Source organism: Stutzerimonas tarimensis (genome assembly GCF_042648805.1).
In the GTDB taxonomy this organism is placed as follows: domain Bacteria; phylum Pseudomonadota; class Gammaproteobacteria; order Pseudomonadales; family Pseudomonadaceae; genus Azomonas; species Azomonas tarimensis.
Map to the genome: position 1 here is coordinate 450,666 of NZ_JBHRXZ010000024.1, position 23,461 is coordinate 474,126.

At 66.0% G+C, this 23,461-nt stretch carries 20 protein-coding genes and 1 pseudogene; 8 read left to right on the forward strand and 13 right to left on the reverse strand.

What is annotated here, in order from left to right:
• Nucleotides 1–157: 157 nt before the first annotated feature.
• Nucleotides 158–1,048 (forward strand): hypothetical protein, encoded by an 891-nt coding sequence (locus tag ACFOMF_RS15960; protein ID WP_386366673.1) that lies wholly within the window; start codon nt 158–160, stop codon nt 1,046–1,048.
• An 80-nt stretch (nt 1,049–1,128) separates the two neighbouring features.
• Here ACFOMF_RS15960 and ACFOMF_RS15965 read toward each other — a convergent pair whose 3' ends face one another.
• From ACFOMF_RS15965 to ACFOMF_RS15995, 7 genes and pseudogenes are all read right to left on the reverse strand, one after another.
• Nucleotides 1,129–1,719 (reverse strand): ATP-binding cassette domain-containing protein, encoded by a 591-nt coding sequence (locus ACFOMF_RS15965; RefSeq protein WP_386366676.1) that lies wholly within the window; start codon nt 1,717–1,719, stop codon nt 1,129–1,131.
• On the reverse strand, nt 1,712–2,485 hold the full coding sequence (locus ACFOMF_RS15970; protein ID WP_386366678.1) for an ABC transporter permease: 774 nt from the start codon (nt 2,483–2,485) through the stop codon (nt 1,712–1,714). Before ACFOMF_RS15970 ends, ACFOMF_RS15965 begins: the two co-directional genes overlap by 8 nt.
• Nucleotides 2,482–3,486, reverse strand: a complete 1,005-nt coding sequence (locus ACFOMF_RS15975) for an ABC transporter substrate-binding protein (protein ID WP_386366680.1) — start codon at nt 3,484–3,486, stop codon at nt 2,482–2,484. Before ACFOMF_RS15975 ends, ACFOMF_RS15970 begins: the two co-directional genes overlap by 4 nt.
• Before the next feature lie 297 nt (nt 3,487–3,783).
• Nucleotides 3,784–4,778, reverse strand: a pseudogene (locus tag ACFOMF_RS15980) (RNA-guided endonuclease InsQ/TnpB family protein).
• A 37-nt stretch (nt 4,779–4,815) separates the two neighbouring features.
• On the reverse strand, nt 4,816–5,364 hold the full coding sequence (locus tag ACFOMF_RS15985) for a flavodoxin (protein WP_386366682.1): 549 nt from the start codon (nt 5,362–5,364) through the stop codon (nt 4,816–4,818).
• 171 nt (nt 5,365–5,535) lie between these two features.
• Nucleotides 5,536–9,732, reverse strand: coding sequence for an ATP-dependent RNA helicase HrpA (gene hrpA / locus ACFOMF_RS15990; protein WP_386366684.1), 4,197 nt, complete (start codon nt 9,730–9,732; stop codon nt 5,536–5,538).
• 202 nt (nt 9,733–9,934) lie between these two features.
• The gene (locus ACFOMF_RS15995; RefSeq protein ID WP_386366686.1) at nt 9,935–11,635 is read right to left on the reverse strand and encodes a long-chain fatty acid--CoA ligase; all 1,701 of its coding nucleotides are present in this window, start codon (nt 11,633–11,635) and stop codon (nt 9,935–9,937) included.
• Between the two features lie 281 nt (nt 11,636–11,916).
• Between ACFOMF_RS15995 and ACFOMF_RS16000 the strand changes: the two genes are divergently transcribed.
• The 3 genes from ACFOMF_RS16000 to ACFOMF_RS16010 all read left to right on the forward strand — a co-directional run bounded on the left by ACFOMF_RS16000 (nt 11,917) and on the right by ACFOMF_RS16010 (nt 14,611).
• Nucleotides 11,917–13,290, forward strand: a complete 1,374-nt coding sequence (locus ACFOMF_RS16000) for a (Fe-S)-binding protein (protein WP_386366688.1) — start codon at nt 11,917–11,919, stop codon at nt 13,288–13,290.
• 115 nt (nt 13,291–13,405) lie between these two features.
• Nucleotides 13,406–13,876: a MaoC family dehydratase gene (locus tag ACFOMF_RS16005; RefSeq protein WP_386366690.1), complete on the forward strand. Its 471-nt coding sequence runs from the start codon at nt 13,406–13,408 to the stop codon at nt 13,874–13,876.
• 81 nt (nt 13,877–13,957) lie between these two features.
• Entirely contained in the window at nt 13,958–14,611 is a 654-nt protein-coding gene (locus ACFOMF_RS16010) for a hypothetical protein (RefSeq protein ID WP_386366692.1), read from the forward strand.
• A 113-nt stretch (nt 14,612–14,724) separates the two neighbouring features.
• On the opposite strand, the gene ccoM is transcribed toward ACFOMF_RS16010, so the two are convergent.
• From ccoM to ACFOMF_RS16030, 4 genes are all read right to left on the reverse strand, one after another.
• The gene (gene ccoM / locus ACFOMF_RS16015; protein ID WP_386366694.1) at nt 14,725–14,838 is read right to left on the reverse strand and encodes a cytochrome c oxidase subunit CcoM; all 114 of its coding nucleotides are present in this window, start codon (nt 14,836–14,838) and stop codon (nt 14,725–14,727) included.
• 234 nt (nt 14,839–15,072) lie between these two features.
• Nucleotides 15,073–15,246, reverse strand: coding sequence for a hypothetical protein (locus ACFOMF_RS16020; RefSeq protein ID WP_386366696.1), 174 nt, complete (start codon nt 15,244–15,246; stop codon nt 15,073–15,075).
• Nucleotides 15,243–15,833 carry an alpha-ketoglutarate-dependent dioxygenase AlkB family protein gene (locus tag ACFOMF_RS16025; protein WP_386366698.1) on the reverse strand — a complete coding sequence of 197 codons (591 nt, stop codon included), beginning with the start codon at nt 15,831–15,833 and terminating at the stop codon, nt 15,243–15,245. The genes ACFOMF_RS16020 and ACFOMF_RS16025 overlap by 4 nt, the downstream gene beginning before the upstream one ends.
• 1 nt (nt 15,834) lies before the next feature.
• Nucleotides 15,835–16,128, reverse strand: coding sequence for an aspartate-semialdehyde dehydrogenase (locus ACFOMF_RS16030; RefSeq protein WP_386366700.1), 294 nt, complete (start codon nt 16,126–16,128; stop codon nt 15,835–15,837).
• 134 nt (nt 16,129–16,262) lie between these two features.
• On the opposite strand from ACFOMF_RS16030, the gene rapA reads away from it, so the two are divergent.
• A complete protein-coding gene (gene rapA, locus ACFOMF_RS16035) occupies nt 16,263–19,091 on the forward strand; it encodes an RNA polymerase-associated protein RapA (RefSeq protein ID WP_386366702.1) in 2,829 nt (942 codons plus the stop codon).
• 92 nt (nt 19,092–19,183) lie between these two features.
• On the opposite strand, the gene ACFOMF_RS16040 is transcribed toward rapA, so the two are convergent.
• Together ACFOMF_RS16040 and ACFOMF_RS16045 are read right to left on the reverse strand one after the other, a co-directional pair.
• Nucleotides 19,184–19,966, reverse strand: a complete 783-nt coding sequence (locus tag ACFOMF_RS16040) for a hydroxypyruvate isomerase family protein (protein WP_386366704.1) — start codon at nt 19,964–19,966, stop codon at nt 19,184–19,186.
• On the reverse strand, nt 19,963–20,850 hold the full coding sequence (locus ACFOMF_RS16045) for an NAD(P)-dependent oxidoreductase (RefSeq protein WP_386366706.1): 888 nt from the start codon (nt 20,848–20,850) through the stop codon (nt 19,963–19,965). Before ACFOMF_RS16045 ends, ACFOMF_RS16040 begins: the two co-directional genes overlap by 4 nt.
• A 133-nt stretch (nt 20,851–20,983) precedes the next feature.
• Between ACFOMF_RS16045 and ACFOMF_RS16050 the strand changes: the two genes are divergently transcribed.
• Genes ACFOMF_RS16050 through phnE form a run of 3 tightly spaced genes read left to right on the forward strand, consistent with a single transcriptional unit; the run spans nt 20,984 to nt 23,456 of the window.
• Nucleotides 20,984–21,835 (forward strand): putative selenate ABC transporter substrate-binding protein, encoded by an 852-nt coding sequence (locus ACFOMF_RS16050; protein ID WP_386366709.1) that lies wholly within the window; start codon nt 20,984–20,986, stop codon nt 21,833–21,835.
• Nucleotides 21,832–22,638 carry a phosphonate ABC transporter ATP-binding protein gene (locus tag ACFOMF_RS16055; RefSeq protein ID WP_386366711.1) on the forward strand — a complete coding sequence of 269 codons (807 nt, stop codon included), beginning with the start codon at nt 21,832–21,834 and terminating at the stop codon, nt 22,636–22,638. Before ACFOMF_RS16050 ends, ACFOMF_RS16055 begins: the two co-directional genes overlap by 4 nt.
• Complete coding sequence (gene phnE, locus ACFOMF_RS16060) at nt 22,632–23,456, forward strand: phosphonate ABC transporter, permease protein PhnE (protein WP_386366712.1); 825 nt, start codon at nt 22,632–22,634, stop codon at nt 23,454–23,456. The genes ACFOMF_RS16055 and phnE overlap by 7 nt, the downstream gene beginning before the upstream one ends.
• Nucleotides 23,457–23,461 lie beyond the last annotated feature (5 nt).

A 23,461-nucleotide genomic window follows, 5' to 3' on the forward strand; every position in this document is an offset into this window, starting at 1 on the left:
AAAGGGCGAAACGGCCGTCAGGGCCTGGCTTTAATGCTGCCTTGGTCGTCTGCACCACTGGCATCTTTTCATCTGCATGCCATTCCTTCGCCAGAGCTGTCCGGGAGAGAAGCAGCGTTCTGCGTACCCAGCCTTCCACGCAAGCGCGAGGTGAATCATGAGACACACTCTGGTAGCAGCATTCAAAACCACTCTGGATGCCAACCGCACCCGAGGCGACCTGATGGCGCGGGGCATTCCGCGGGAACAGGTTCACTCGGTCGGTGCCGACAGCGCCGAGATCCATGGTTATGGCTCTCCCTACTCGGCCAGCGGCGACACGCTCGTCCGCGACCATCACGAATCGAGGACGGGGGAATTCTTCCAGTCGCTGTTCGGCAAAGATACCGACGACACCAACCGCCACCATGCCCAGGCCTATCCTGAAGCCGTGCGCAGGGGCTCGACGGTGATTGCAGTGGATGTGGACAACGAGAATGACCTGGCGAAGGTGCGCGATGCGCTGGAGTACAACGGAGCCATCTCCATAGACGACGGCGGCGCCGGCACGGCAGGCCTCCAGCATGCCACCAGCCCCTATGCCGGTGCGACCGGCGGCGACAGCCACCTCGACAAGCACTTCGACAGGCCCGGGGCCAGCACCGTCGGGGCGACCGGCACCACTGCCGTGGTTGGCCGCGAGACAGCTGCCGAGCGCGAGGCCGGCGCCACCGGCCGCGACAGCAGCCCTGCCCCGACCGATATCGATGGCGGCCACGGTATCGGCATGTCCGCAAAGCGTGCAGGCACCGATTACCCTTCCACTACCGCCACCAGCTCGCCGACCGGTGCCGGCGTGGTCGGACAGGGCATCAGTACTACTGCAGACGATATCGGCTATACGTCAAGTTCGGATGTGGGCGACGAAGACCCACGACTGACCGGAGCGACCGCTCCGAGCGGGAACACGGGCGCCAGTCCGGCAGTCGATTCGGACCTGGAGTCACCGCAGCGGGGCATGTGCAACGATCGCGTCTGCGTGATCCGGCGCAGCGACGACCTGCGCTGATCCGGCGCCGAGGCCGCTCCGGCAGCGACCTCGGCTGCATGCGACAAATGCTTGTGAAGCACGACTATCTGCACTGTCGGCTATGCCGACAAGCCGCGGCCATCCATGATCCAGACTCTCGCTCCCAGCGCCTCGGCATCCCGGGGCTCGTGGGTCACGCACAGCATCGCCATGCCCGGATTGGCCTCGAGCAGATTCCGAATCAGCCGGCGCAGTTCATCGGCCCGCTCCCCATCCAGAGAAGCGAAGGGTTCGTCCAGCAGCAGCAGATCCGGCCTGAACGCCAGCGCACGTGCCAGCGCGGCGCGGCGCGCCATGCCCAGGGAAAGTTGATCCGGGAGCTTGTCGGCGGCATCGGGCAGACCCACCTGGCACAGCAGCCGCTCGATGTCCTCCGCACTGGCGCCGACCATGGCGAGGTTTTCCCACACGCTGCGCCAGGGCAACAGACGGTGCTCCTGGAACAGGTAGCCGATGCGGATGTCCTGGCGCAGCCGGATCATCCCCACCGGCACGCGGGGATCGAGGCCGGCGATGGCGTTGATCAAGGTGGTCTTGCCGATGCCGGACGGCCCGAGCAGGCAAATGCGATCGCCGTCCTGGAGCCTGCCACCAATGACACCCAGCACCGGGTGACCGGCCGCCGGGCCGTCGATGTCCAGCTCAAGCATGGGCGGTGCCCGCCTGGCGCCAATGACCGGCGCGCCGCTCCAGCGGCTGCAACACCAGCAGTTCGATCAGTTGCACCACGGCGATGAAGGCCAGGCTGTAGGCAAGAATGGTGGCGACATCGAAAATCTGGAAGGCCATGTGCAACTGAAAGCCGATGCCATCGGAGCGGCCCAGCAACTCCACCACCAGCACGATCTTCCAGATCAGCGCCAGTCCACCGCGGGTGGCCGCCATGAAATAGGGAAACAGCTGCGGCAGCCACACCTCGCGCAGCCGCTGCAGGCGGGTGAAGCGGTAGACCTGGGCCATCTGTTCCAGCTTGGGATCGAGACTGCGCGCGCCCTCACGCAGGGTCACGGCGACGTTGGGAACCTTGTTGACCACCACGGCAAGCACCGCAGCCGCCTCCACCAGGCCAAACCAGACATAGAGCAGGATGATGACCACCAGTGCCGGCAGGTTGAGAAAGAGCACCAGCAAGGGATCGAGCAGGGCATTGGCGACTGGCGAGCGGCCCATCCAGATACCGAGCATGGCGCCCAGCAGCATGGCCAGGGCGAAGGCAACGGCGACGCGGCGGAGCGTGACACCCAGGTGTTGCAACAAATCGCCGCTCTGCCAGGCCGACCAGAGCGAATCGAGCACCGCACCCGGGGTCGGCAGCAGAGGGCTGTCCAGCAGCAGCGCAATGGCTGCCCATACGGCCAGCGCCAGCGGCAGAGTGATCCAGCAGGCCCAGCGCTGCAGCGCCGCGACGCGGTTCATGGGCTGATCCGGTGGAACAGCCCGGCCGGCATCAGGCGCTCGCGGCGCGCCCCGGTGGCCAGCAAGAGATCATACAGGCTGTCGATGGCCGCATCGTCCAGCGGCGAGGGAATGCCGCTGACAAAGCTGTCGCGCAGGGCCAGGAACACCGCGTCGTCCTCCGCGCGCATCAGCGGGCGGATCGCTTGCCAGGCGTCCGGCTGACGGGCCAGCTGCTCCTTGGCCTGGCGCAGCGCGTGATGAAAAGCCTGCAGCAGCTCGGCGTTGCGCTCGGCCCAGGATGCGGGAAACAGGTAGCCGAGCACGGGCAGGTCCGGTTGCAATCCGGCCTCACCCAGCAACTGATCCATGGTGAAGGCCGTGCGAACCCCGCCCTCGCCGCGCATGCGTGCCGCGAAATGCCAGAAGGTCAGCAGTGCATCGACCTGATCACGCCGCAGCGCCTGAGCCAAAAGCGGCGGCGCGCCAAACTGGACCCTTGCGTCCTGCGCCAGATCGATGCCCTGCTCGCGGGCGACCCGCTGCAACAGCAGCCAGCCCTGCCCATCCGGCCCGCCGGCAACGCCCAGGCGCTTGCCCACCAGCTCGGCGAGATGCTCGATGCCGCTGCCCTCGGCCACCATCACTTCGCCAATCTGCGAGGAAAAGGGCACGAACAGATATGAAGTTCCCGCCTCATGGCGCGCCTGCGCCCAGAGCACATCGCTCACCGCGCCGTCGGCGCTGCCGCTGGTAACTGCCAGCCGCGACGCCGGCACATCCGCCACCAGGCGGACCTTGAGTTCGAAGCCGTGGGCGCGGTCCAGCCCATGACGCTGCAGATGGTCGAGCTCCCAATGGGCAGTGCCGAATTGCAGAACGCTGAGGTTGAGGATGGGCAGCCCCTCGGCCCGCACGGCGCCCGAAGCCAGCAGCAGGGCAATGAGCGAGACGCACAGCGGCCGGACAGCCTTGGAGGCATGGCGGAGGGAGCGGGCGAGAAGCGCAAGAATCTGGCTCATGCCCACAGGGTACGAAGGCCAGGGAGCACCCCGAATAGTACTTTGGTGCCTGTAGGTGGGTGCGTTGGTCGCAACTGCCCGGAGATATGACGCGCCCGACCAGTGCCTGGGCTTTTCTGCCTATTCTGAGTCGAGCATGGGAGTGATCTTTCCCAGACCTATGTATCCATGCCTCCCCGAAGAACTTCCTCGCCCCCACCGACAGATTTCGCCTTTCGCGGCGTATTGACATCCTCCCCTCCCTCTCGCTGACGCTCGCCGTCCATAGGGCGGAAAGGAAGGGGATTCCTACCGTGTTCAGCCCGTCAGGGCTGACTCACCTCGGTGGGTTCCTGCTGCTGGCGGCCTGACGGCACCGCTCACTTCACAGGCTAACCGGGCATCGTCCTGCCCTTGACTGCTCAGTATCGCTTCGCCTCGGCGAAGCACATTGATCGCGCCGACCACATCGGCGTTAGCCTCGAAGCCGCATTCGACACAGCGAAACTCGGCCTGGGTACGGCGGTTCTCCGCCGACACATGCCCGCAGCACGGACAGGTCCGGCTGGTGTTCTGCGGCGGCACCGCCATCAGGTGACCACCCCGCCACGCCAGCTTGTAGTCCAGTTGGCGACGGAACTCGAACCAGCCCTGGTCGAGGATGGCCTTGTTCAGGCCGGACTTGGCCCTGACGTTTCTCCCGGGCTGCTCGGCGGTGCCCGCCGCAGAGCGACTCATGTTGCGCACCTGCAGATCCTCGACGAACGCGAGCGCGTGGTTTTGGCTGATCGCGGTCGAGGTCTTGTGCAGGTAGTCGCGGCGGGCATTGCCGATGCGGGCGTGAAGGCGCTGACGGTGACGTTGCGTAACTGGCCCAGCGCTTCGCGGCTTTTGCGATACCGCAACCAGCCGAGCTTGGGCAGAAAGATCCGGCCGTTGCCCTGATCGAGCCTGATCTGCTTGGGGTCGGGGTAGCGAAAGCTGTCGCTCCGCCCCTTGCGCTTGAAGCGCGGGAAGTCGGCGCGCTTCTCGAAGAAGTTCTTGTAGGCTTTTTCGAGGTCTTTGAGTGCATGCTGCAGCGGATGGACAGGCGCCTCTTTCAGCCAGGCGGTTTCGGCGCTGTTGCGCCAGGCGGTCAACTGTTTCGCCATCGCCACATAGCCGATGTACTTGCCGCCCCCTTCGCGGTTGGCTTGCTGCAACGCCAAGGCCTGATTGAATACGAACCGGCACGAGCCGGCGAAGCGGCGCATCTGGCGCTGCTGCTCGCCGGTCGGCATCAGTTCGTATTTGAAGGCTTGGAGTCGCTGCATGCCCAGCCCTGAAGGGCGAGGTTTGCCGCGCACTGAATCAACCAAGCCTCTCCACCAACAGCGGCCTCAGTTGCTCCACCCACCTGGCCAGGCGCGCCTCGGTGTGCATGCCCTGGGTGCGCTGGTCGATGATCAGGCCGACGAACTTGCCGTTTTGCAGCGAATCCGAGTGGTTGAAGGTGTAGCCCTCTTTGCCCCAGTCGTCGCCGACGATATCGGCGCCGTAGCCCTGGAATACCTTGTACAGCGCCATCAGCGAGCTGGCGAAGCGGTCGGCGTAGCGTTCCTGGGCGCCGAGGCCGAAGAAGGCGATGCGTTTGCCGGTGAAGTCCGGGTTGTCCATCTGGAGCAGGAACTCTTCCCAGTTCGGTTCCAGGCAGCCGGCGGATTTTCCGGGGATCTCGCCGACGCCGTAGCTTGGGGTGCCGAGGATCAGGGCGTCGTACCCTAGCATGTCGGCCGGGGTGATGCGGTTGACGTTGACCGGCTTGTCGGCCAGTTCATCACCTAAAAGCTTGTGGATTTTCTTGGCGATCAGGCGGGTGGTGCCGGTTTCGGTGCCGAAGAAGATGCCGATCTTGTTCATCAATGAACTCGCAGTCAGGGAATGGGCACCCGCTTTGTCGCAAGGCGGACATAACCGCGCCGGCCAGCGGGCTTTTACGGCCCGGCTGCAAGTTCCATTCCGGGGTGCGACTCCGGACACAGCGTTGCGCAGCGAACGAAGGCGCTACGCCTGGCAGAGCACGCGGCTGGATCAGGCCTCTACCGCCGCCCACTGCTTGGACAGGCGCTTGTCGGACACCGGCATCCTGGTCCCCAGCTGCTGGGCGAACAGCGAGACACGGTATTCCTCCAGCATCCAGCGGTACGCCTCGAGGTTCGGGTCGCGCTTGCCTTCCTGGGCGTGCTTGGCGGCGCGGGCCTGGTATTGCGCCCAGTAGCCGGTGATTTCGCCCGTCCACACCCGGTCGCGCTGCACCTGGCTGCCGACCTTGTCCAGGCGCCCGTCGATGGCCTTGAGGTAGCGCGGAAACTCCTTCAGCCACTCGGCAGGGGTGTCGCGCACGAAGTGCGGATGGACCAGGGTGGCGAGCTGGGACTTGATGTCGTTCAGGGCCATGGCCTGGGCCAGATCGATCTTGCCCTTGAAGCGCTTTTGCAGCTCGTGGCGGCGCTTGAGGATATCCAGCACCAGCCGGGCCAGGCGCTCGGCATGCTCGGTCCAGCCGCCGCGCTTTTTCTCGGCGAGGCTGGCAAGCGCCGCGCCATCACGCGGCAATGTGGCTTCACCGTCGAGGACGGAACTGTCCAGACTGGCCAGCAGGATGTCCTCGACCAGGGTGTCAGGCTTGCCCATGTCGCGATAGAGCAGGCCCAGCTCGGTGAGCCCCGGCAGCTTGCCGCGCAGGTACTTGGCTTGTTCGTTCAGCTGTTGCAGCAAGAGGCGCTGCAGGGCCCGGCGGTGCTGGTACTCGGCCTCGTCCTGGGTCGGGAAGCGGCCCTCCTTGACGGCGCCGACTTCCTCCACCAGCGCCGGGTAGACGGTCATGGAGAGCCCGGCGATCTTCTGCTGGGTCTTTTCCGGCACGGCGTGGAAGGCCTTGGCCTCCACCGGGCCGGCCTCGGCCTTGCTCCGCGGAATCGCCAGCGCGGCCTGGCTTTCCGCGCTGAAGCGGGCGGTGAGCGCGGCGAGATCGCGCCCTTCGCCCAGATGCTTGCCGCGTGCATCCACCACCTCGATATTCATCTTCAGGTGGCTTTCGATCTGCGTGGCGGCTTCCGCCCAGGCCTCCTCCGGCACGCGGGCGCCGGTCATGCGCAACAGTTCCCGACCCAGCGCCTCGGGCAGCGCGCCTTCGCCGAAGGTGGTCCTCGAAAGCGCGGCCCTGACGAAGTCTGGCACCGGCACGAAGTTCTTGCGGATCGCCTTGGGCAGGCTGCGCACCAGGGCGATGGCCTTGGCTTCCAGCAGGCCCGGCACCAGCCAGTCGAGCCGCTCGGCCGGCAGCTGCGGCAGCAGCGGCGCCGGCACGCGGACGGTGACGCCGTCGCGCGGGTGGTTGGGCTCGAAGTGATACTCCAGCGGCAGTTCCAGCTCGCCGAGGCGCAGGTGGTCCGGGTACTGCGCGGCAGTGACCTCGCTGGCCTCGCGGGCCAGCACGTCCTCCTCGCGCATGATCAGGAGCTGCGGGTTCTTCCCGCTCTCGCGCTTGTACCAGGTCTCGAAGCTGGCGGTCTGGTAGATGTCCACCGGCAAGCGCGCATCGTAGTAGGCGAACAGGGTTTCCTCGTCGGCGAGAATGTCCCGCCGGCGGGCCTTGGCCTCCAGCTCGTCCATGCGTTCGAGCAGCTCGCGGTTGGCCGACAGCGCCTTGGCGCGGCTGGTGATGTCGCCGCGCACCAATCCTTCGCGGATGAACATTTCCCGTGCCGCCGCCGGTTCATGCGGGCCGTAGTGCACCGGCCGGCGGCCGACCACGATCAGCCCGTAGAGCGTGACCTGCTCGAAGGCCACTACCTGGCCGCGTTTTTTCTCCCAGTGCGGTTCGAGCCAGGTTTTCTTTACCAGATGGCCGGCCAGCGGCTCGATCCAATCCGGCTCGATCTTCGCCACCGTGCGCGCGAACAGCTTGGTGGTCTCCACCAGCTCGGCGGCCATGATCCAGTTGGGCTTCTTGCGACCGATGACGCTAGAGGGATGCACCCAGAAGCGCCGGCTGCGTGCGCCGAGGTAGTCGCCCTCCTCGGTCTTGCTGCCGATCTGGCTCAAGAGACCGGCGAGGATGGCCTTGTGCACCGCGGCGTAGTTCTTTGCCCGCACGGCGGCTTCGCTGGCCTCGGCCTGCTGGGCGAGCTTGACGTTGACGCGCTTGTCGGTGGTGGGCACGGGCTCGGCAGCGGCCGCGCCTTCGTGGGAGCGAGCTTGCTCGCGAAGCTCTTTGGCTGCCCCCGGTTCGCGAGCAAGGGCCGGGGCGCCCCCCTTGCCCCTACGGGCGGGAGACGCATTAGCCACGGCGCCATCACCTTCGCGAGCAAGCTCGCTCCTACGGGACGCATTGGCCATGCCATCACCGTTGTGGGCGCGCCCTTCGCTCCCATGGCCCCCGCCTCCGTCCAGCTTCAACTCGCGCACGATCAGCGCCAGCTGGCGGTGCGCGTCGCGCCATTCGCGCAGGCGCATGTAGTTGAGGAAGTTTTTCTTGCACCAGCTGCGCAGGGCATTCGAGCCCAGCGCCTGGCGCTGCTCTTCGAAGCCATGCCAGAGGTTGATCAGCGCGGCGAAGTCCGAATCCACGTCCTTCCACTGGGCATGGGCCTGGTCGGCGGCCTGCTGGCGCTCCATCGGCCGCTCGCGCGGGTCCTGCACCGAGAGGGCGCTGGCGGCGATGAGAATTTCCCGGAGGCTCCCCTGCTTCGCCCCTTCCAGCAGCATGCGGCCGAGGCGCGGGTCGATGGGCAGGCGTGCCAGCTGGCGACCCAGCGGGGTGAGCTGGCCCTCCCGGTCGACCGCCGAGAGCTCCTGCAACAGGGTGAAGCCGTCGGTGATGGCCTTGCCTTCCGGCGGCTCGATGAAGGGGAAGTCCTCGATGCTGCCCAGGCGCAGGTGCAGCATCGAGAGGATCACCGCCGCCAGGTTGGTGCGCAGGATTTCCGGGTCGGTGAATTCGGGGCGGCCGAGGAAATCCTCCTCGCTGTACAGGCGGATGCAGATGCCCGGCTCGACCCGCCCGCAGCGACCCTTGCGCTGGTTGGCGCTGGCCTGGGACACGGCTTCGATCGGCAGGCGCTGGACCTTGGCGCGGTAGCTGTAGCGGCTGATGCGCGCGGTGCCCGAGTCGATCACGTAGCGGATGCCCGGCACGGTGAGCGAGGTTTCCGCCACGTTGGTGGCCAGCACGATCTTGCGGGCCGGGCGCGGCTGGAAGATTTTCTGCTGCTCGCCCGGGGTCAGCCGCGCATACAAGGGCAGCACTTCGGTGAAGCGCAGGTTGGCCTTGCGTAGCACCTCGGCGGCGTCGCGGATCTCGCGCTCGCCGGGCAAAAACACCAGCACATCGCCCGGGCGCTGGCCGACGCGCTTTTCGTGCGCCTCGATTTCGTCCAGCGCAGCGAGAATGCCCTGATCGACGGTCAGGTCGTCCATCAACGGCTCGCCCTCCTCGTCCACCTCGGCGGCCAGCGGGCGATACCAGGTTTCGACCGGGTAGGTGCGGCCGGACACCTCGACGATGGGGGCGCCCTCGAAATGCTGACTGAAGCGCTCCAGGTCGATGGTCGCCGAGGTGATGACCACCTTCAGGTCCGGTCGTCGCGGCAGCAACGTCTTCAGAAAACCCAGCAGGAAATCGATGTTCAGCGAACGCTCGTGGGCCTCGTCGACGATGAGTGTGTCGTACTTTTCCAGGTAGCGGTCGTGCTGGGTCTCGGCGAGCAGGATGCCGTCGGTCATCAGCTTGATCAGGCTGCGTTCGTTGGACTGGTCCTCGAAGCGCACCTGATAGCCGACCAGCTCGCCCAGCGGTGCGCCGATCTCCTCGGCCACTCTTGTGGCCACGCTACGCGCCGCCAGTCGCCGCGGCTGGGTGTGGCCGATCAGTCCTTGCACGCCGCGACCGAGTTCAAGGCAGATCTTCGGCAACTGGGTGGTCTTGCCTGAGCCTGTCTCGCCGGCGATCACCACCACCTGATACCTTTCCAGCGCCGCCTTGATCTCGTCGCGCTTGGCGGCGATGGGCAGGGAGTCGTCGTAGCGCATGGTCGGCACGCTCTGCCGGCGCGCCTCGACCTTGGCCACAGAGGCCTGAAAACGCTCCAGCCACCCGGCGAGCTTGGCCTCATCCGGGTGCTTCTGCAGCTCGTGCAACTGCCGGCGCAGGCGATGACGGTCGGCGATCATCGCCTGGTCGAGGTTTTTCAACAGGGCGGAAACGGCGGGCTTGGCGTCAGGCATCGAGGGGCGTGCGGCTCTCGGAGAAAAGAGCGGGATTGTCGCAGATTTTGGCCAGTCGCAAGGACGTTAAAAGAACTGAGGCTCGAGGTTGCACGACAGCGGGCACCGGTTGCGCGAAACGGGTGGGCTCGGTCGGCCCAGGCGCTCATGCCGGAGGGCAGGTTGGCGCTGCGCTTCAGCCTTCCCCCTCTGCCTTGCCCCTTCAGGTCGCCGGCTCGCCGGTCTTCCGTTTCTGCAGCTCCTCATCCCGCAGCTCACGTCGCAGGATCTTGCCCACGTTGGTGGTTGGCAGGCTGTCGCGGAACTCGATGATACGGGGACGTTTGTAGCCGGTGAGGTTGTCGTGCATGTGCTTGATGACATCCTCCTCGGTGAGGGTGGCGCCCGGCTTGCAGACCACGAACAGCTTGATCTTTTCCCCATTCGTCGAGTCGGGCACGCCGATGGCTGCGCCCTGCAGCACCCCTGGCAGCGTGGCAAGCACCTCTTCGAGTTCGTTGGGGTATACCTTGAATCCGGAGATGACGATCATGTCCTTCTTGCGGTCGACGATGCGCAGGTAGCCGTCCGCCTCGATCACCGCGATGTCGCCCGTCTTCAGCCAGCCTTCGGCGTCGAGCACCTCCGCCGTGGCCTCGGGCCGCTGCCAGTAGCCCTTCATGACCTGCGGACCCCGCACGCAAAGCTCGCCCGTGCTCCCTGGGGGCAGTTCATTGCCCTCGTCGTCGATCACCTTGCAACCTGTCGAGGGCAGCGGGATGCCGATGGTGCCGAGCCTGATCTGCTGGAACGGGTTGACCGATACCACGGGGCTGGTTTCGGTCATGCCATAGCCTTCGGAGATGGTGCAGCCGGTGACTTCCCGCCAGCGCTCGGCCGCGGCCTGGGTGAGGGCCATTCCCCCGGAGAAGGTCGCCTTGAGAGGCGAGAAGTCCAGCCTGCGAAAGCGCTCGTCGTTGCACAGGCCGACAAACAGCGTGTTGAGTCCGACAAAGCCGGTGAAGCGGTAGCGCCCGAGGTCCTTGATGAAGGTGGCGAAGTCGCGCGGATTGGTGATCAGCAGGTTATGCGCGCCGATCAGCATCATCACCATGCAATGCAGCGTGAACGCATAGATGTGATACAGCGGCAGCGGCGCGACCATCACCTCGCGGCCTTCTTCCAGGCGATGGGCCATCAGCGGCCGGCACTGCAGCATGTTGGCGACGATGTTGCGGTGGGTCAGCATCGTGCCCTTGGCGACACCCGTGGTGCCCCCGGTGTACTGCAGCACGGCGGTTTCTTCCGGCCCGGGATTGGCCTCGCGCAGGCTTTCCTGCTGCCCCTGGGCCAGGGTCTGGCGGAAGCGAATGGCAGTCGGCAGATGGTAGGCCGGAACCATCTTCTTGACGTGGCGAACGACGGCATTGACCAACTGGCGCTTGATGTTCGGCAGCATGTCGCCCACTTCGGTGATGATCAGGTGGCGCACTTCGCTCACCGGCAACACCTCCTCGACCCGGTGCGCCATGTTCGCCAGGCAGACCATGGCCCGCGCGCCGGAATCACGCAGCTGGTGATCCAGCTCGCGGGTGGTGTAGAGAGGATTGGTGTTGACCACGATCAGTCCCGCACGCATGGCGCCAAACACCACCACTGGGTACTGGAGCAGGTTGGGCAACTGCACGGCGATGCGATCGCCCGGCTGCAGGTCGGTATGGTGTTGCAGCCACGCGGCGAAATCCCCGGACAGCTGATACAACTCACCGTAGCTCAGGGTCCGGCCGAGGTTGCTGAAGGCAGGCCGCTGGCTGAAGCGTTCACAGGACTGTTTGAGCACCGCCAGAATGTTGCGGTACTCGTCCGGATTGATCTCGCTGGGAATCCCTTCCGGGTATTTGTCGTTCCAGAAGCTGGCGGTCATGGACCTCTCCCCCGACTGCATTCTTGTTGTCTTGGCTACAGTCTAGGCGCAATGGCGGGGCGCGGGCGCGGCTTTGCATCAAGAAGATCAGCGCGTCCCTCCAGGACGCGGCGGATTTGTCCCGATCCGGACACCCATGGGCCGATTGTTCCCAAGCGGACGCGGCATCCCTGACATCAGGCCTTGATAAACAACAACTTACACTCTGGCTCAGGCCTTGCTAGGGTCGACTCAGGTATCACCTCGCCGAGCGTTCGCTATCCCGTCCCTGGAGTATTGCAATGAAGACGTTCCTCGACTGGTCCGGCTACAAGGATGCCGGCATGGGCGACGCCTACGCGGATATTCCACGTGAGGGAGGTGATTTCGCCAAGGCGGTGGCGGTATGTATCAACAGTCGCCAATGCGAAGCGAACGGCAAGCAGGTGATGTGCCCAAGCTATCGCCTCAGTGGCAATCCCAATCTCTCCACCGGCGGCCGGGTCCGGCTGCTGAAGGCGGCGCTGAACAGCGACCTGGTCGAGCAGGCCCTGGCCGATCCGGCGCTGGCCGAGGCGATGGATCTATGTGTGTCCTGCAAGGGCTGCAAGCGCGAATGCGAGGTGAATGTCGACATGCCGCTGATAAAGGCGGAATTCCTCGCCCAACGGGCGGATCGCCAGGGCCTCGGCGTTCGCAGCCGCCTGTTCGCGCACCTGCCACGCTGGCTGCACCACGCGCCCTGGCTGAAGCCGCTGGTGCGCTGGCAAAACAGCCTGCCATTGCTTGCCGGTCTGTCGGGCCGTCTGCTGGGCCTGACGACCCATCGCCCGCTCCCGGAACCCGCGGCAAACCCCTTCGAGCTCCAGGACCAGGCCCTCGAATCTGCCGCAGTCAAGCGCGAGGGATTGCCAGAGGTGGTGCTGCTGGTGGATACCTTCAGCCGCCACTTCGAGCCCGGTGTGGCGCACGCCGCGCTACAGGTGCTGCACGCCGGTGGCTATCGCGTTCTGATCGCCCGCGCCGAGAGTGCCGACGCGGAACCGGATCGCCCGCTGTGTTGTGGCCGCACCTACCTGGCCCAGGGGCTGGTCGAGGAGGCTCGCCACGAGGCCGGACGCCTGGTGCGTGCACTGCTACCCCATGTGCAGGCCGGTCGGTTGGTGGTCGGGCTGGAAGCCTCCTGCGTGCTCGGGTTGCGCGATGACGCACAGGCACTGGGGCTGGGCGCTGAGGTGGAGATCGTCGCCCGGCAGACGCTGCTGTTCGAGGAATTTCTTGCCCGGGAAAGCACCGCCAAACGACTGCATCTCCCGTTGCAGGCGCTGCCGGGCGGCGAGAGTCTGGTCCACGGTCATTGTCATCAGAAAGCCGTCGGCGCCATGAAATCCATGCGCAAGGTGCTCAAGCTGGTACCGGGCCACGAATTCAGGCTGCTCGATTCAGGCTGCTGCGGCATGGCCGGCACCTTTGGCCTCGAGCGTGAGCACGCCGCGCTGTCCAGCGCCATGGCCGAGCAGGTGCTGCTACCGGCGTTGCGGGCCGCTCCCGAAGCGCGGGTCATCGCCAACGGCTTCTCCTGTCGCCAGCAGATGCGCGCCCACGGCGACGCCCGCGCACAGCACCTGGCCGAGCTGCTGCGCGACGCCCTGGCCAGCCGCGATGGAGATCGTTAACGCCTGCTGCCGGCGCCGCCGCGTTTGCGCCTCCCGCCCCGCTCCGGGCTGACCTGCTACCATTCCCGCGTCTTGCCCGGCCCCGGGCTGCCTGTTCCCTTTACAAGGTTTTCGCATGAGCAAGGTCAGCAACACACCCTATTCCGCCCTCGAAGTCGGCCAGCAGGCCCGTTTCAGCAAAACCATCGAAGAACGCGACCTGCTGCTGTTCGCCGTGGTGTCTGGTGATCGCAACCCGGTGCATCTGGATGCAGAGTTCGCCTCACGTACCGCCTTCAAGGAGCGCATCGCCCACGGCATGCTCAGCGGTGCGCTGATCAGCGCGGCGATCGCCACCGAGTTGCCGGGACCGGGTTCGATCTACCTGGGCCAGCAGCTGAGTTTCAGCCGTCCGGCCAGGCTCGGGGACACCCTGACCGTCGAGCTGGAAGTGCTCGAGAAACTGCCCAAGTTCCGCGTGCGCATCGCCACCCGCGTATTCAACCAGCACGGCGAAGCGCTGGTGGATGGCGAAGCGGAAGTCCTGGCACCTCGCAAGGCCGAAGAAGTCGAGCTGCCAGTGCTGCCGGAAGTCCGCATCGGCTGAAGAGCAGCTAAGGTGTAGGGAACCGCACCCTTGGGCTTAAGCAACGTCCAAGACGAATCGGTATTCAAGAAGGAGATGCGCATGACGCAGCAGCTCGACTCCCTACCCCTTCCCTGTCTGCTTTCGGTGCCGGAGGGAACACCGCCGGCAACAGGCTGGCCGCTGCTGATGTTTCTGCACGGTTACGATGAGGCAGCGCCGATGCCGCTGCAGGATGCGCTCACCCGCCATGGGCCATTCGGGCCCGGCACACCGGCCTGGGTTTGCGAACACTATCTGCTGGTGGCGCCGCAGCTGCCAAGGGCCGGAGATCACTGGTTCCGCTTCGCCGCGGCGGTGGAGGCGATCGCTCAGCATTGTCTGGAAACCGAGGGCGCCGACCCCCGGCGCTGCTACCTGAGCGGGTTCAGCTTTGGCGGGAACGGCGTGTTCGACCTGGCCAGGGTCCAGTCCAGGCGCTGGGCGGCGCTCTGGGCGGTGGACCCGACCCGGGTGCCGGAAGACCCGGTCCGCCAACCCGTCTGGCTGTCCATCGGTCAAATAGCGCGTCGTCAGGAGATGACCTTCATTGAGGCCCTTGGTCTGGACGCGGCTTCGGAAGAGCCGGTAGGGGATCGCTTCTACCTCGACGAGGGCGCCGACCACGTACGTTGCGCACAGCTGGCGTTTCGCGACGAGCGAATCTACGGCTGGCTCGACCAGCATGAGCTGAAGGACCACGTGCGGCGACGTTAGTCCCCCGTCAGGTCTCTTGCCCCAGCTCGGAGACGTCCCAGAGAAAGAGCAAAAAAAAAGGCGACCGAAGTCGCCCGAATTGCCTTGCGTGCTCTGTGTCCTGGCGGAACGCCTCAGTTTTTACCCTTCTTCGCGTCCTGCCAGATGAAATAGGCGACGGCACCGAGAAACACGACCGTCAGTCCGACGGTGGCCACTCCGGCAATGACAACATTATCCAAGAACATATCGTTACCTCCGGGTGGCTCGTTGTATCTACGCTGCGTGCGTTGTGTGAACGAAAGATAAAAGGCTCGGGACCGGAGAAAATTGACCAGCGTCAATGCCTGCCCCTCCCGACCGCGGCGTCGCGAAGGAAAACTGACATGGGTCAAGGAAACCGGGGTAGCTGGAGGCGGGCAGCAGAAAGTCGGGAAGAAAGCGAGGAAGTGCGACGGAGGAAGCGCGGTCAGCGATGGGCCTCAGCGCTTCCTGGGCTTGCCCTTGCCCTTCTTTTTGGTTTTTGCCGTCGCCTTGGGCATCGGCAGCGCCTGCTCGAAAGCCTGGCGCATCTGGTCCAGGCGTTTGTCGCGCAGGTCATGGATGCGCTTGTCACGTTCGGCGGTGAAATCGATCAACTTGCTATCGCTGTTCATGCTCGACTCGGCTCGATCAGGCGGAAGGTCAGGTTCAGCCGCGGCGCGCTTGTTCGACGCGCGCGGGCGATTTGATGCTGCCAATGATGCTGGGTTGACCCGCTCATGACCAGCAGGGAGCCATGCCCGAGTGTCAGCGAATGACCGATCCGGGTCGTACCCTTGCGGCGAAAGTCCAGCCGCCGGGGGGCGCCCAGACTGAGCGAGGCGATGACCGGCTCGGTGCCCAGTTCGGGCTCGTCGTCGCTGTGCCACCCCATGGCATCGTTGCCGTCTCGATAGAGGTTGAGCAGCACGCCGTTGAACGGCTGGCCGGTTTCGGCCTGCAATAGCGTACGGATCTCGGCGAGCAAGCTGGTCCAGCGAAGCGGCTGGTGGAGCAGCCCCGAATAGCGGTAGCGCGCCTGCGGATCGCCGTACCAGGCCACCTGTCGCGGCACCGGATGTTCGCGCCCGAACAGCCGCACGCGGGGCTGCTCGAAGGGTGTTTCCTCCAGCAAGCGGGCCAGCCAGCTATCCGCCACGCCGGGCTCGACCCAATAGGGCAGATAGCGCAGCTCGGCATCAGCGAGCGAGGCTGCGGGCATGCTAGACGGTGATATCCACATGCGAGCCCAGGCGCGTCGTAGCCTCGCCCTCTTCTACCTCGGCGGCAGGAGCGGTTTGCTCGCCTTCTCCGGCCAGCTCGGCATCGGCACCCCGACCCTGCCGACGACGGCGCTCCCGTTCGGCGATGTCCTGGGGATGGCGCTTGTCCAGCGCCACGCCACTCTCGTTGGCGCTCTGCTCGACCGGGGTCACCGGCAAAATCTCCGGGCGCGGCTTGGCCGTGTCCTGATGGGCGGTGACCGGGACCAGACTGGCGGGGATAGGGGGTATCATGTTGCGCTCCAGATCGCGCCCCTTGCGCTGTTGTCACTTTAACGGAAGCGGGAGCGAAATGGGCGGGGGAACCTCGTCGCCTCACGGGCGTCGTTCCGTTACCATAGCCGGCTTTTTTCATGGCGGGAGGCACAATGGCGCAGCAGCAGTATCTACCGGGGCAACGCTGGATCAGCGACAGCGAGGCCGAACTCGGCCTGGGCACCATCATCACCCAGGATGGACGGCTGCTCACCGTGCTGTATCCCGCCACTGGCGAAACCCGGCAGTACGCTGTGCGCAGCGCACCCCTGACCCGCGTGCGCTTTGTGCCAGGTGACGAGATCACCCATTACGAAGGCTGGACGCTGACCGTGCGTGAGGTCGATGACGTCGACGGGCTACTGATCTATCACGGCCTGAACGCCGCGAACGAACCCTGCACCATGCCGGAGACCCAGCTCTCCAACTTCATCCAGTTCCGACTTGCCAGTGACCGACTGTTCGCCGGGCAGATCGACCCGCTGAACTGGTTCGCGCTGCGTTACCGCACTCTCGAGCACCAGAGCCGTGAGCTGCAGTCACCCATGTGGGGACTCAACGGCGCACGGGTGCAGCCCATTGCGCATCAGCTGCACATCGCCCGCGAAGTGGCCGACCGGACCGCCCCGCGCGTGTTGCTGGCCGACGAGGTGGGCCTGGGCAAGACCATCGAGGCCGGCCTGATCATCCACCGCCAGCTGCTGTCCGGGCGCGCACGGCGGGTGCTCATCCTGGTGCCCGAGACCCTGCAGCATCAGTGGCTGGTGGAAATGCGCCGGCGCTTCAACCTGCAGTTCACGCTGTTCGATGAGGAGCGCTTCGCCGCCAGCGATGCGTCCAACCCCTTTGAGGACGCCCAGCTCGCGCTGGTGGCGCTGGACTGGATCAAGGAGGACGAGCGCGCTCAGGATGCCGTGTTCGCGGCCGACTGGGACATGCTGGTGGTGGACGAAGCGCACCACCTGGTCTGGCACCCCGAGAGAGCCAGTCCCGAGTACAGGCTGGTGGAGCAGTTCGCCGAGGTGATTCCGGGGGTTCTGCTGCTCACCGCCACCCCGGAGCAGCTTGGTCAGGAAAGCCACTTCGCCCGCCTGCGCCTGCTCGACCCCCATCGTTTCCATGATCTCGAAGCGTTTCGCGCCGAGAGCGCTCACTACCAGCCCGTCGCCGAGGCGGTGCAGGAGCTGCTGGACGAAGGGCGTCTGTCAGCCCGGGCGCACCAGACCATCCATGATTTCCTCGGCGCCGAGGGCGAGGCGCTGCTGGCGGCGGTCACCGATGGCGACATCGATGCCAGCTCGCGGCTGATCCGCGAGTTGCTGGATCGCCACGGCACCGGCCGGCTGCTGTTCCGCAACACCCGGCATGCCGTGCAGGGGTTCCCCGAGCGCGAGTTGCACCCCTACCCACTGGCCCTGCCGGAGCAGTATCAGGGCGTCACCGAGCTCTATCCGGAAATGGTCTTCCAGATGGAGGCAAGCGAAGAGCACCGCTGGTGGCGGTTCGACCCGCGCGTCGAATGGCTCATCGATACGCTGAAGATGCTGAAGAAATTCAAGGTGCTGGTGATCTGCGCCCACGCCGAGACCGCGCTGGACCTCGAGGACGCCCTGCGGGTGCGCTCGGGCATTCCCGCCACCGTGTTCCACGAAGGCATGACCATCGTCGAGCGCGACCGCGCCGCGGCCTACTTTGCAGACGAGGACTTTGGCGCCCAGGTGCTGATCTGCTCGGAAATCGGCAGTGAAGGACGCAACTTCCAGTTCGCTCACCACCTGGTGCTGTTCGACCTGCCGACCCATCCCGACCTGCTGGAACAGCGCATCGGACGCCTCGACCGGATCGGCCAGAAGCACCGTATTCAGCTGCATGTGCCCTATCTGGAAAACGGCCCGCAACAGCTGCTGTTCCGCTGGTATCACGAAGCGCTTAATGCGTTTCTGGCCACCTGCCCGGCCGGCAGCGCCCTGCAGCACGGTTTCGGCCCGCGCCTGCTGGCCGCGCTCGATGGCCGCGGGGAGGAGGATTTCGATGCCCTGGTGGCCGAGGCCAGTGCCGAGCGCGCACGTCTGGAGTCCGAGCTGCACGGCGGCCGTGATCGTCTGCTGGAGCTGAATTCGGCCGGCGGAGACAAGGGCCGGGGACTGGTCGAGGCCGTGCTTGATGCGGACGACCAGTACCAACTGCCCATCTATATGGAAGAGCTGTTCAACGCCTTCGGCATCGACAGCGAGGATCACTCGGATAACGCGCTGATCCTGCGCCCCAGTGAAAAGATGCTCGACGCCAGTTTCCCGCTGGGTGATGACGAGGCCGTCACGGTCACCTACGACCGTCAGCAGGCGCTGTCCCGCGAGGACATGCAGTTTCTGACCTGGGAACACCCCATGGTGCAGGGCGGCATGGATCTGGTGCTGTCCGGCTCGATGGGCAACACCGCCGTGGCGCTGATCAAGAACAAGGCACTCAAGCCCGGCACCATGCTGGTGGAGCTGCTCTTTGTCAGCGAAGTGGTGGCACCGCGCGCGCTCCAGCTGACCCGCTTCCTGCCGCCGGCAGCCATTCGCTGCCTGCTGGACGGAAACGGTAACGACCTGGCAGCCAAGGTGGCGTTCAACACCCTGAACGAGCAGCTCGAAAGCGTACCCAGATCGAGCGCCAACAAGTTCATCCAGGCCCAGCGCGATGTCATCACCCAGGTCATCGCCAATGGCGAGGGCAAGGTCAAGCCGCGCCACGAGCAGCGTGTCGAACAAGCGCGGCGCAAGCTCAGCGCACACCTCGACGAGGAATTGGCCCGCCTGACTGCGCTGCAGGCGGTCAACGCCAACGTTCGCGACAGCGAAGTCGAGACCCTGCGCGAGCAACGCGACCAGGGTCTGGCAATGCTGGCCAAGGCCGCCCTGCGCCTGGAAGCGATCCGGGTATTGGTGGCCGGCTGAGCAGGCTCCGCCCTATTGGCGTCGCTCGTGCTAGGACGTCCTCGCCAGGCGGCGCCTGAGCCCACCCGGCGAGGGGCGTCGCGCCCAAGGCGCTATGCCTGGCGCCACTGCTCCAGCCAGCCCAGCGACCTCTCGGTGCCCTGCTCCCCGGGCCGGTACTCGGCCGCCAGCCAGCCGTCATAGCCGACCTCGCGCAACGCCGAGCGCGCGGCATGGAAATCCAGCCGCCCGCTGCCTGGCGTCCCCCGCCCCGGGCAGTCGGCGAACTGGACATGGCCGATCTTTCCCCCTAGCCGACGCACGCAGCCCACCGGATCCAGACCCTGCCGCGCCATATGGTAGAGATCCAGCTGCGCCGCCAGGTTGGGATGGGCGACGCGGTCGAGCAATTGCAGCAGGTCGTCGGGCGTATTGATCAGAAAGCCCGGCATGTCGAGCGGGTTGATCGCCTCGCAGAGCAGGCGGATGCCCAGTAGCTCGAAGGCGGAGGCAGCCCGGCGCAGGTTGCGCACCAGGGTTTCCATCGCCTGCTCGGGCTCGACACCCTCCGCGAGGCGGCCGGCCAGTACGTTGACGCTGGACGGCCTGACCATGGCCGCGTAGCTCAGGCTTTCCTCCAGGGCTTCGTCGAATTCATCCAGGCGCTGCGGCACCGCCGCCAGCCCCGCGCCGCCAGTCATGAAATCACCGGCGGGCAGGTTGATCAGCGCCAGCGGCAACCCGGCCCGTTCGAGCAGCTCCTTGAGCCTGATCGCCGGAAGCTCATAGGGAAACTGGATCTCGACCCCGTCGAAGCCAGCCACCCGCGCCGCCAGTATTCGCTCGGCGAGAGGCAGTTCGGTGAAGAGCAGGGAGAGGTTGGCGGCAATCTTCATGCCTGGCCCTCACGGTAGCTTTCGACCAGCGTCGAGGGGTCCTTGTCGAGATAACCCTGACTGCCATGCAGGCGCATCAGCTGCGCGGCCAGCGCGGTCATCGGGGTTGCCGAACCCTGCTCGCCAGACAGGCCTACGGCCGTATCCAGATCCTTGAGCAGCGTCTTTACCCGCCATTTGACCGGTTCGAACTCACTCGCCGCCATCTGCGGAGCCAGGATCTGCAAGGGCCGGGAGTCGGCGAAGCCGCCGGCCAGCGCCGGCGCGAGCAGGCCGGCATCGACCCCCGCGCGCTCGGCAAGCGCGACGACCTCGGCGATCACCATGGCGTTGCAGGCCACGATCATCTGGTTGCACGCCTTGGTCACCTGCCCCGCGCCCACCGCGCCCATGTGCGTCAGGCGCTGGCCAAGATGGGCAAGCACCGGCCGGACCCGCTCGACATCCTCGGCCACGCCGCCCGCCATGATCGCCAGTGTCCCGGCCTCGGCGCCAGCCGTCCCGCCGGACACCGGCGCATCGACCCAGCGCATGCCGGTCCGGGCCTTCAGCGCGGCGGCCATTTCGCGGGTGGCCGCGGGTTCCAGGCTGGAGTGATCCACCAGCAACTGCCCGGCGGCCGCACCTTCGACGATGCCGTCGTCACCGAACACCACCTCGCGCACCACGGCGCTATCGGCCAGGCACAGCAGGACCAGCTCGGCCCCCTGGCAGAGCTCTGCCGGGGTCGCCGCCTGCACCGCCCCGGCCTCGAGCAGCGGCGCGCATTTTTCCGGGGTGCGGTTCCACACCCGCAGCGGGTACCCCGCGTCGATCAGACGGCGACACATCGGCAGGCCCATCAGGCCGATACCGGCGAAGGCGAGGGTTGGCAGATTGGACATGAACCGATCTCTCAGTAGGGCAAAAGCAGATTCTAGCCGGAGTAACCCGGGGCAGCGCGTCTCAAGGCCTTTTTCCTCTATACTGCGCGCCGCTTTCCCCCTGCTTTTTCCGCTATTGAACCGGAGAACCCCGATGTTGAAGCGCACCCTGGCCCTGGCGGCCGGCTTTGCCCTGTCCTTTTCCTTTTTTTCCGCCCAGGCGCAGGACAGCCTGCGGGTCTCGGCGATTCCTGACGAAGCCCCGACCGAGCTGATCCGCAAGTTCAAGCCCCTCGGCGAATACCTGGAAGCGCAACTGGGCATGCCCGTGCGTTTCACCCCGGTATCGGATTACGCCGCCGTCGTCGAGGCCCTGGCCGCCGACCGCGTCGACCTGGCCTGGCTCGGCGGTTTCACCTTCGTGCAGACGCGCCTGAAGACCGGCAATGCCATTCCGTTGGTCCAGCGCGAGCAGGATGAGCAGTTCACCAGCAAGTTCATCACCGCCAACCCGGACGTCCAGACGCTGCAAGACCTCAAGGGCAAGAGCTTCGCCTTTGGTTCGGTATCCTCCACTTCCGGCAGCCTGATGCCCCGCTATTTCATGTTGCAGGACGGCATCGAGCCCGAGGCCTTCTTCTCCCGCGTGGCCTTTTCCGGTGCCCATGACGCCACTGCCGCCTGGGTCCAGGCTGGCCGCGCCGATGGCGGCGTACTAAACGCTTCGGTCTGGGACAAGCTGGTCGAAGCAGGCAAGATCGACGCCGACAAGGTCCGGGTGATCGATACCACCCCGCCCTACTACGATTACAACTGGACCGTACGCGGCACCCTCGACGAGGAACTGGTGGGCAGGATCAAGCAGGCCTTCCTCGACCTCGACCCGGCCAATCCCGAGCACAAGGCAATTCTCGACCTGCAGGCGGCCAGCCGCTTCATCGAGACTCGCCCGGAAAACTATGAAGGTATCGAGGAAGCGGCACGCGCTGCCGGTCTGCTGAAGTGACATTGTGCCTGTCCGGCGTGGACCAGATCCACGCCAACGGCCAGGCCGCGCTGCAGGACCTCAATCTCAAGATCGCTCCGGGGGAACGGGTCGCCATCATCGGCCCGTCCGGCGCCGGCAAGACCACCCTGCTGCGGCTCCTGGCCACCGGCCTGAAACCCTCCGCTGGCCAGCTGCGTCTGCTCGACACCGACCCCTGGGCGTTGTCAGGCAGGGCTCGTCAACGGCTGCGCGCACGTATCGGCCTGATTCACCAGGCGCCACCGCTGCCGCCGCGCCAGCGCGTGGTGACCGCGGTCCTGGCGGGCCGCCTCGGCCGCCAGTCGCTGGCGCGCAGCCTGCTCAGTCTGATCTATCCGCTCGACCGTCATGGCGCACGCGAGGCACTGGGTCGGCTGGACCTGGCCGACAAGCTGTTCGAGCGCTGCGATCAGTTGTCGGGCGGCCAGTTGCAGCGGGTCGGGATCGCCCGGGTGCTGTACCAGGCGCCCGAGCTGATCCTGGCGGACGAGCCGGTTTCGGCCATGGATCCGGTCCTGGCGGACCATACCCTCGGTGTACTCAATCGCGAAGCGGCACGGCGAGGAATCACCCTGCTCGCCAGCCTGCACGCCGTCGAGCTGGCACTGGCGCATTTCCCCCGGGTGATCGGCCTGCGTGCCGGGCGCGTCCTGTTCGACTGCCCCAGCAGCGATCTCGGCCAGGCTGAACTGGCTGCGCTGTATGCCAACGAGCAACTCGTCGACGGCGCGCTGGAGATCGCTTCCGGCACGGCCCGACCGGTCAACCTGCCCCGATGCTGAGCGCCCCTCGCGACCCGGCGGCACTGCCCCGCCTGATGTTGACGCTGCTGGTGCTGGCCGTGCTCTGGCCTGGTGTGCAGCTCAGCGAACTGGATCTCGGCGTGCTCTTCGACGGCACCCATGCCGGACCCATGGGGCACTTCCTGGCCGACTTCTGGCCCCCCGAGCATGCGCCGGCGTTTCTCGCCCTGCTCTGGCGGGCGACGCTGGAAACCCTGGCCATTGCCACCGCCGGCACGGCGCTGGCCCTGGCGCTGGCGTTTCCCCTGTCACTACTGGGCAGCCGTGCCCTGTCGCTGTCGGCGCTCATCCGCGGTGGCCGCCCCAGCGCCATCGCCCAGGCGCTGCGCTGGCCAGTTCGCGGTTCACTGATCATTCTGCGTTCGGTGCCCGAGGTGGTCTGGGCGCTGCTCTTCGTCCGCGCGGTGGGTCTCGGCCCGACCGCCGGGGTGCTGGCGATCGCCATTACCTATGCCGGCATGCTGGGCAAGGTGTTCGCCGAGATCTACGAATCGGTCGACCCACTGCCGGCACGCGCCTTGCTCGGCGCAGGCGCGTCGCGGTTGTCCGCCTTCGCCTATGGCGTGCTGCCACAGGCGGCCTCGGAGATGATCTCTTACAGCGTATATCGCTGGGAGTGCGCGATCCGCGCGTCGGTGGTAATGGGCTTTGTCGGCGCCGGCGGGCTCGGCCAGCAGATGGACCTGTCCATGCGCATGTTCGCCGGTGGTGAGGTGGCAAGCATGCTGCTGACCTTCCTGCTGCTGGTTTTGCTCGCCGACGCGCTGAGCCGGCTGTTGCGCCAGAGGTTCGCGTGAACCGG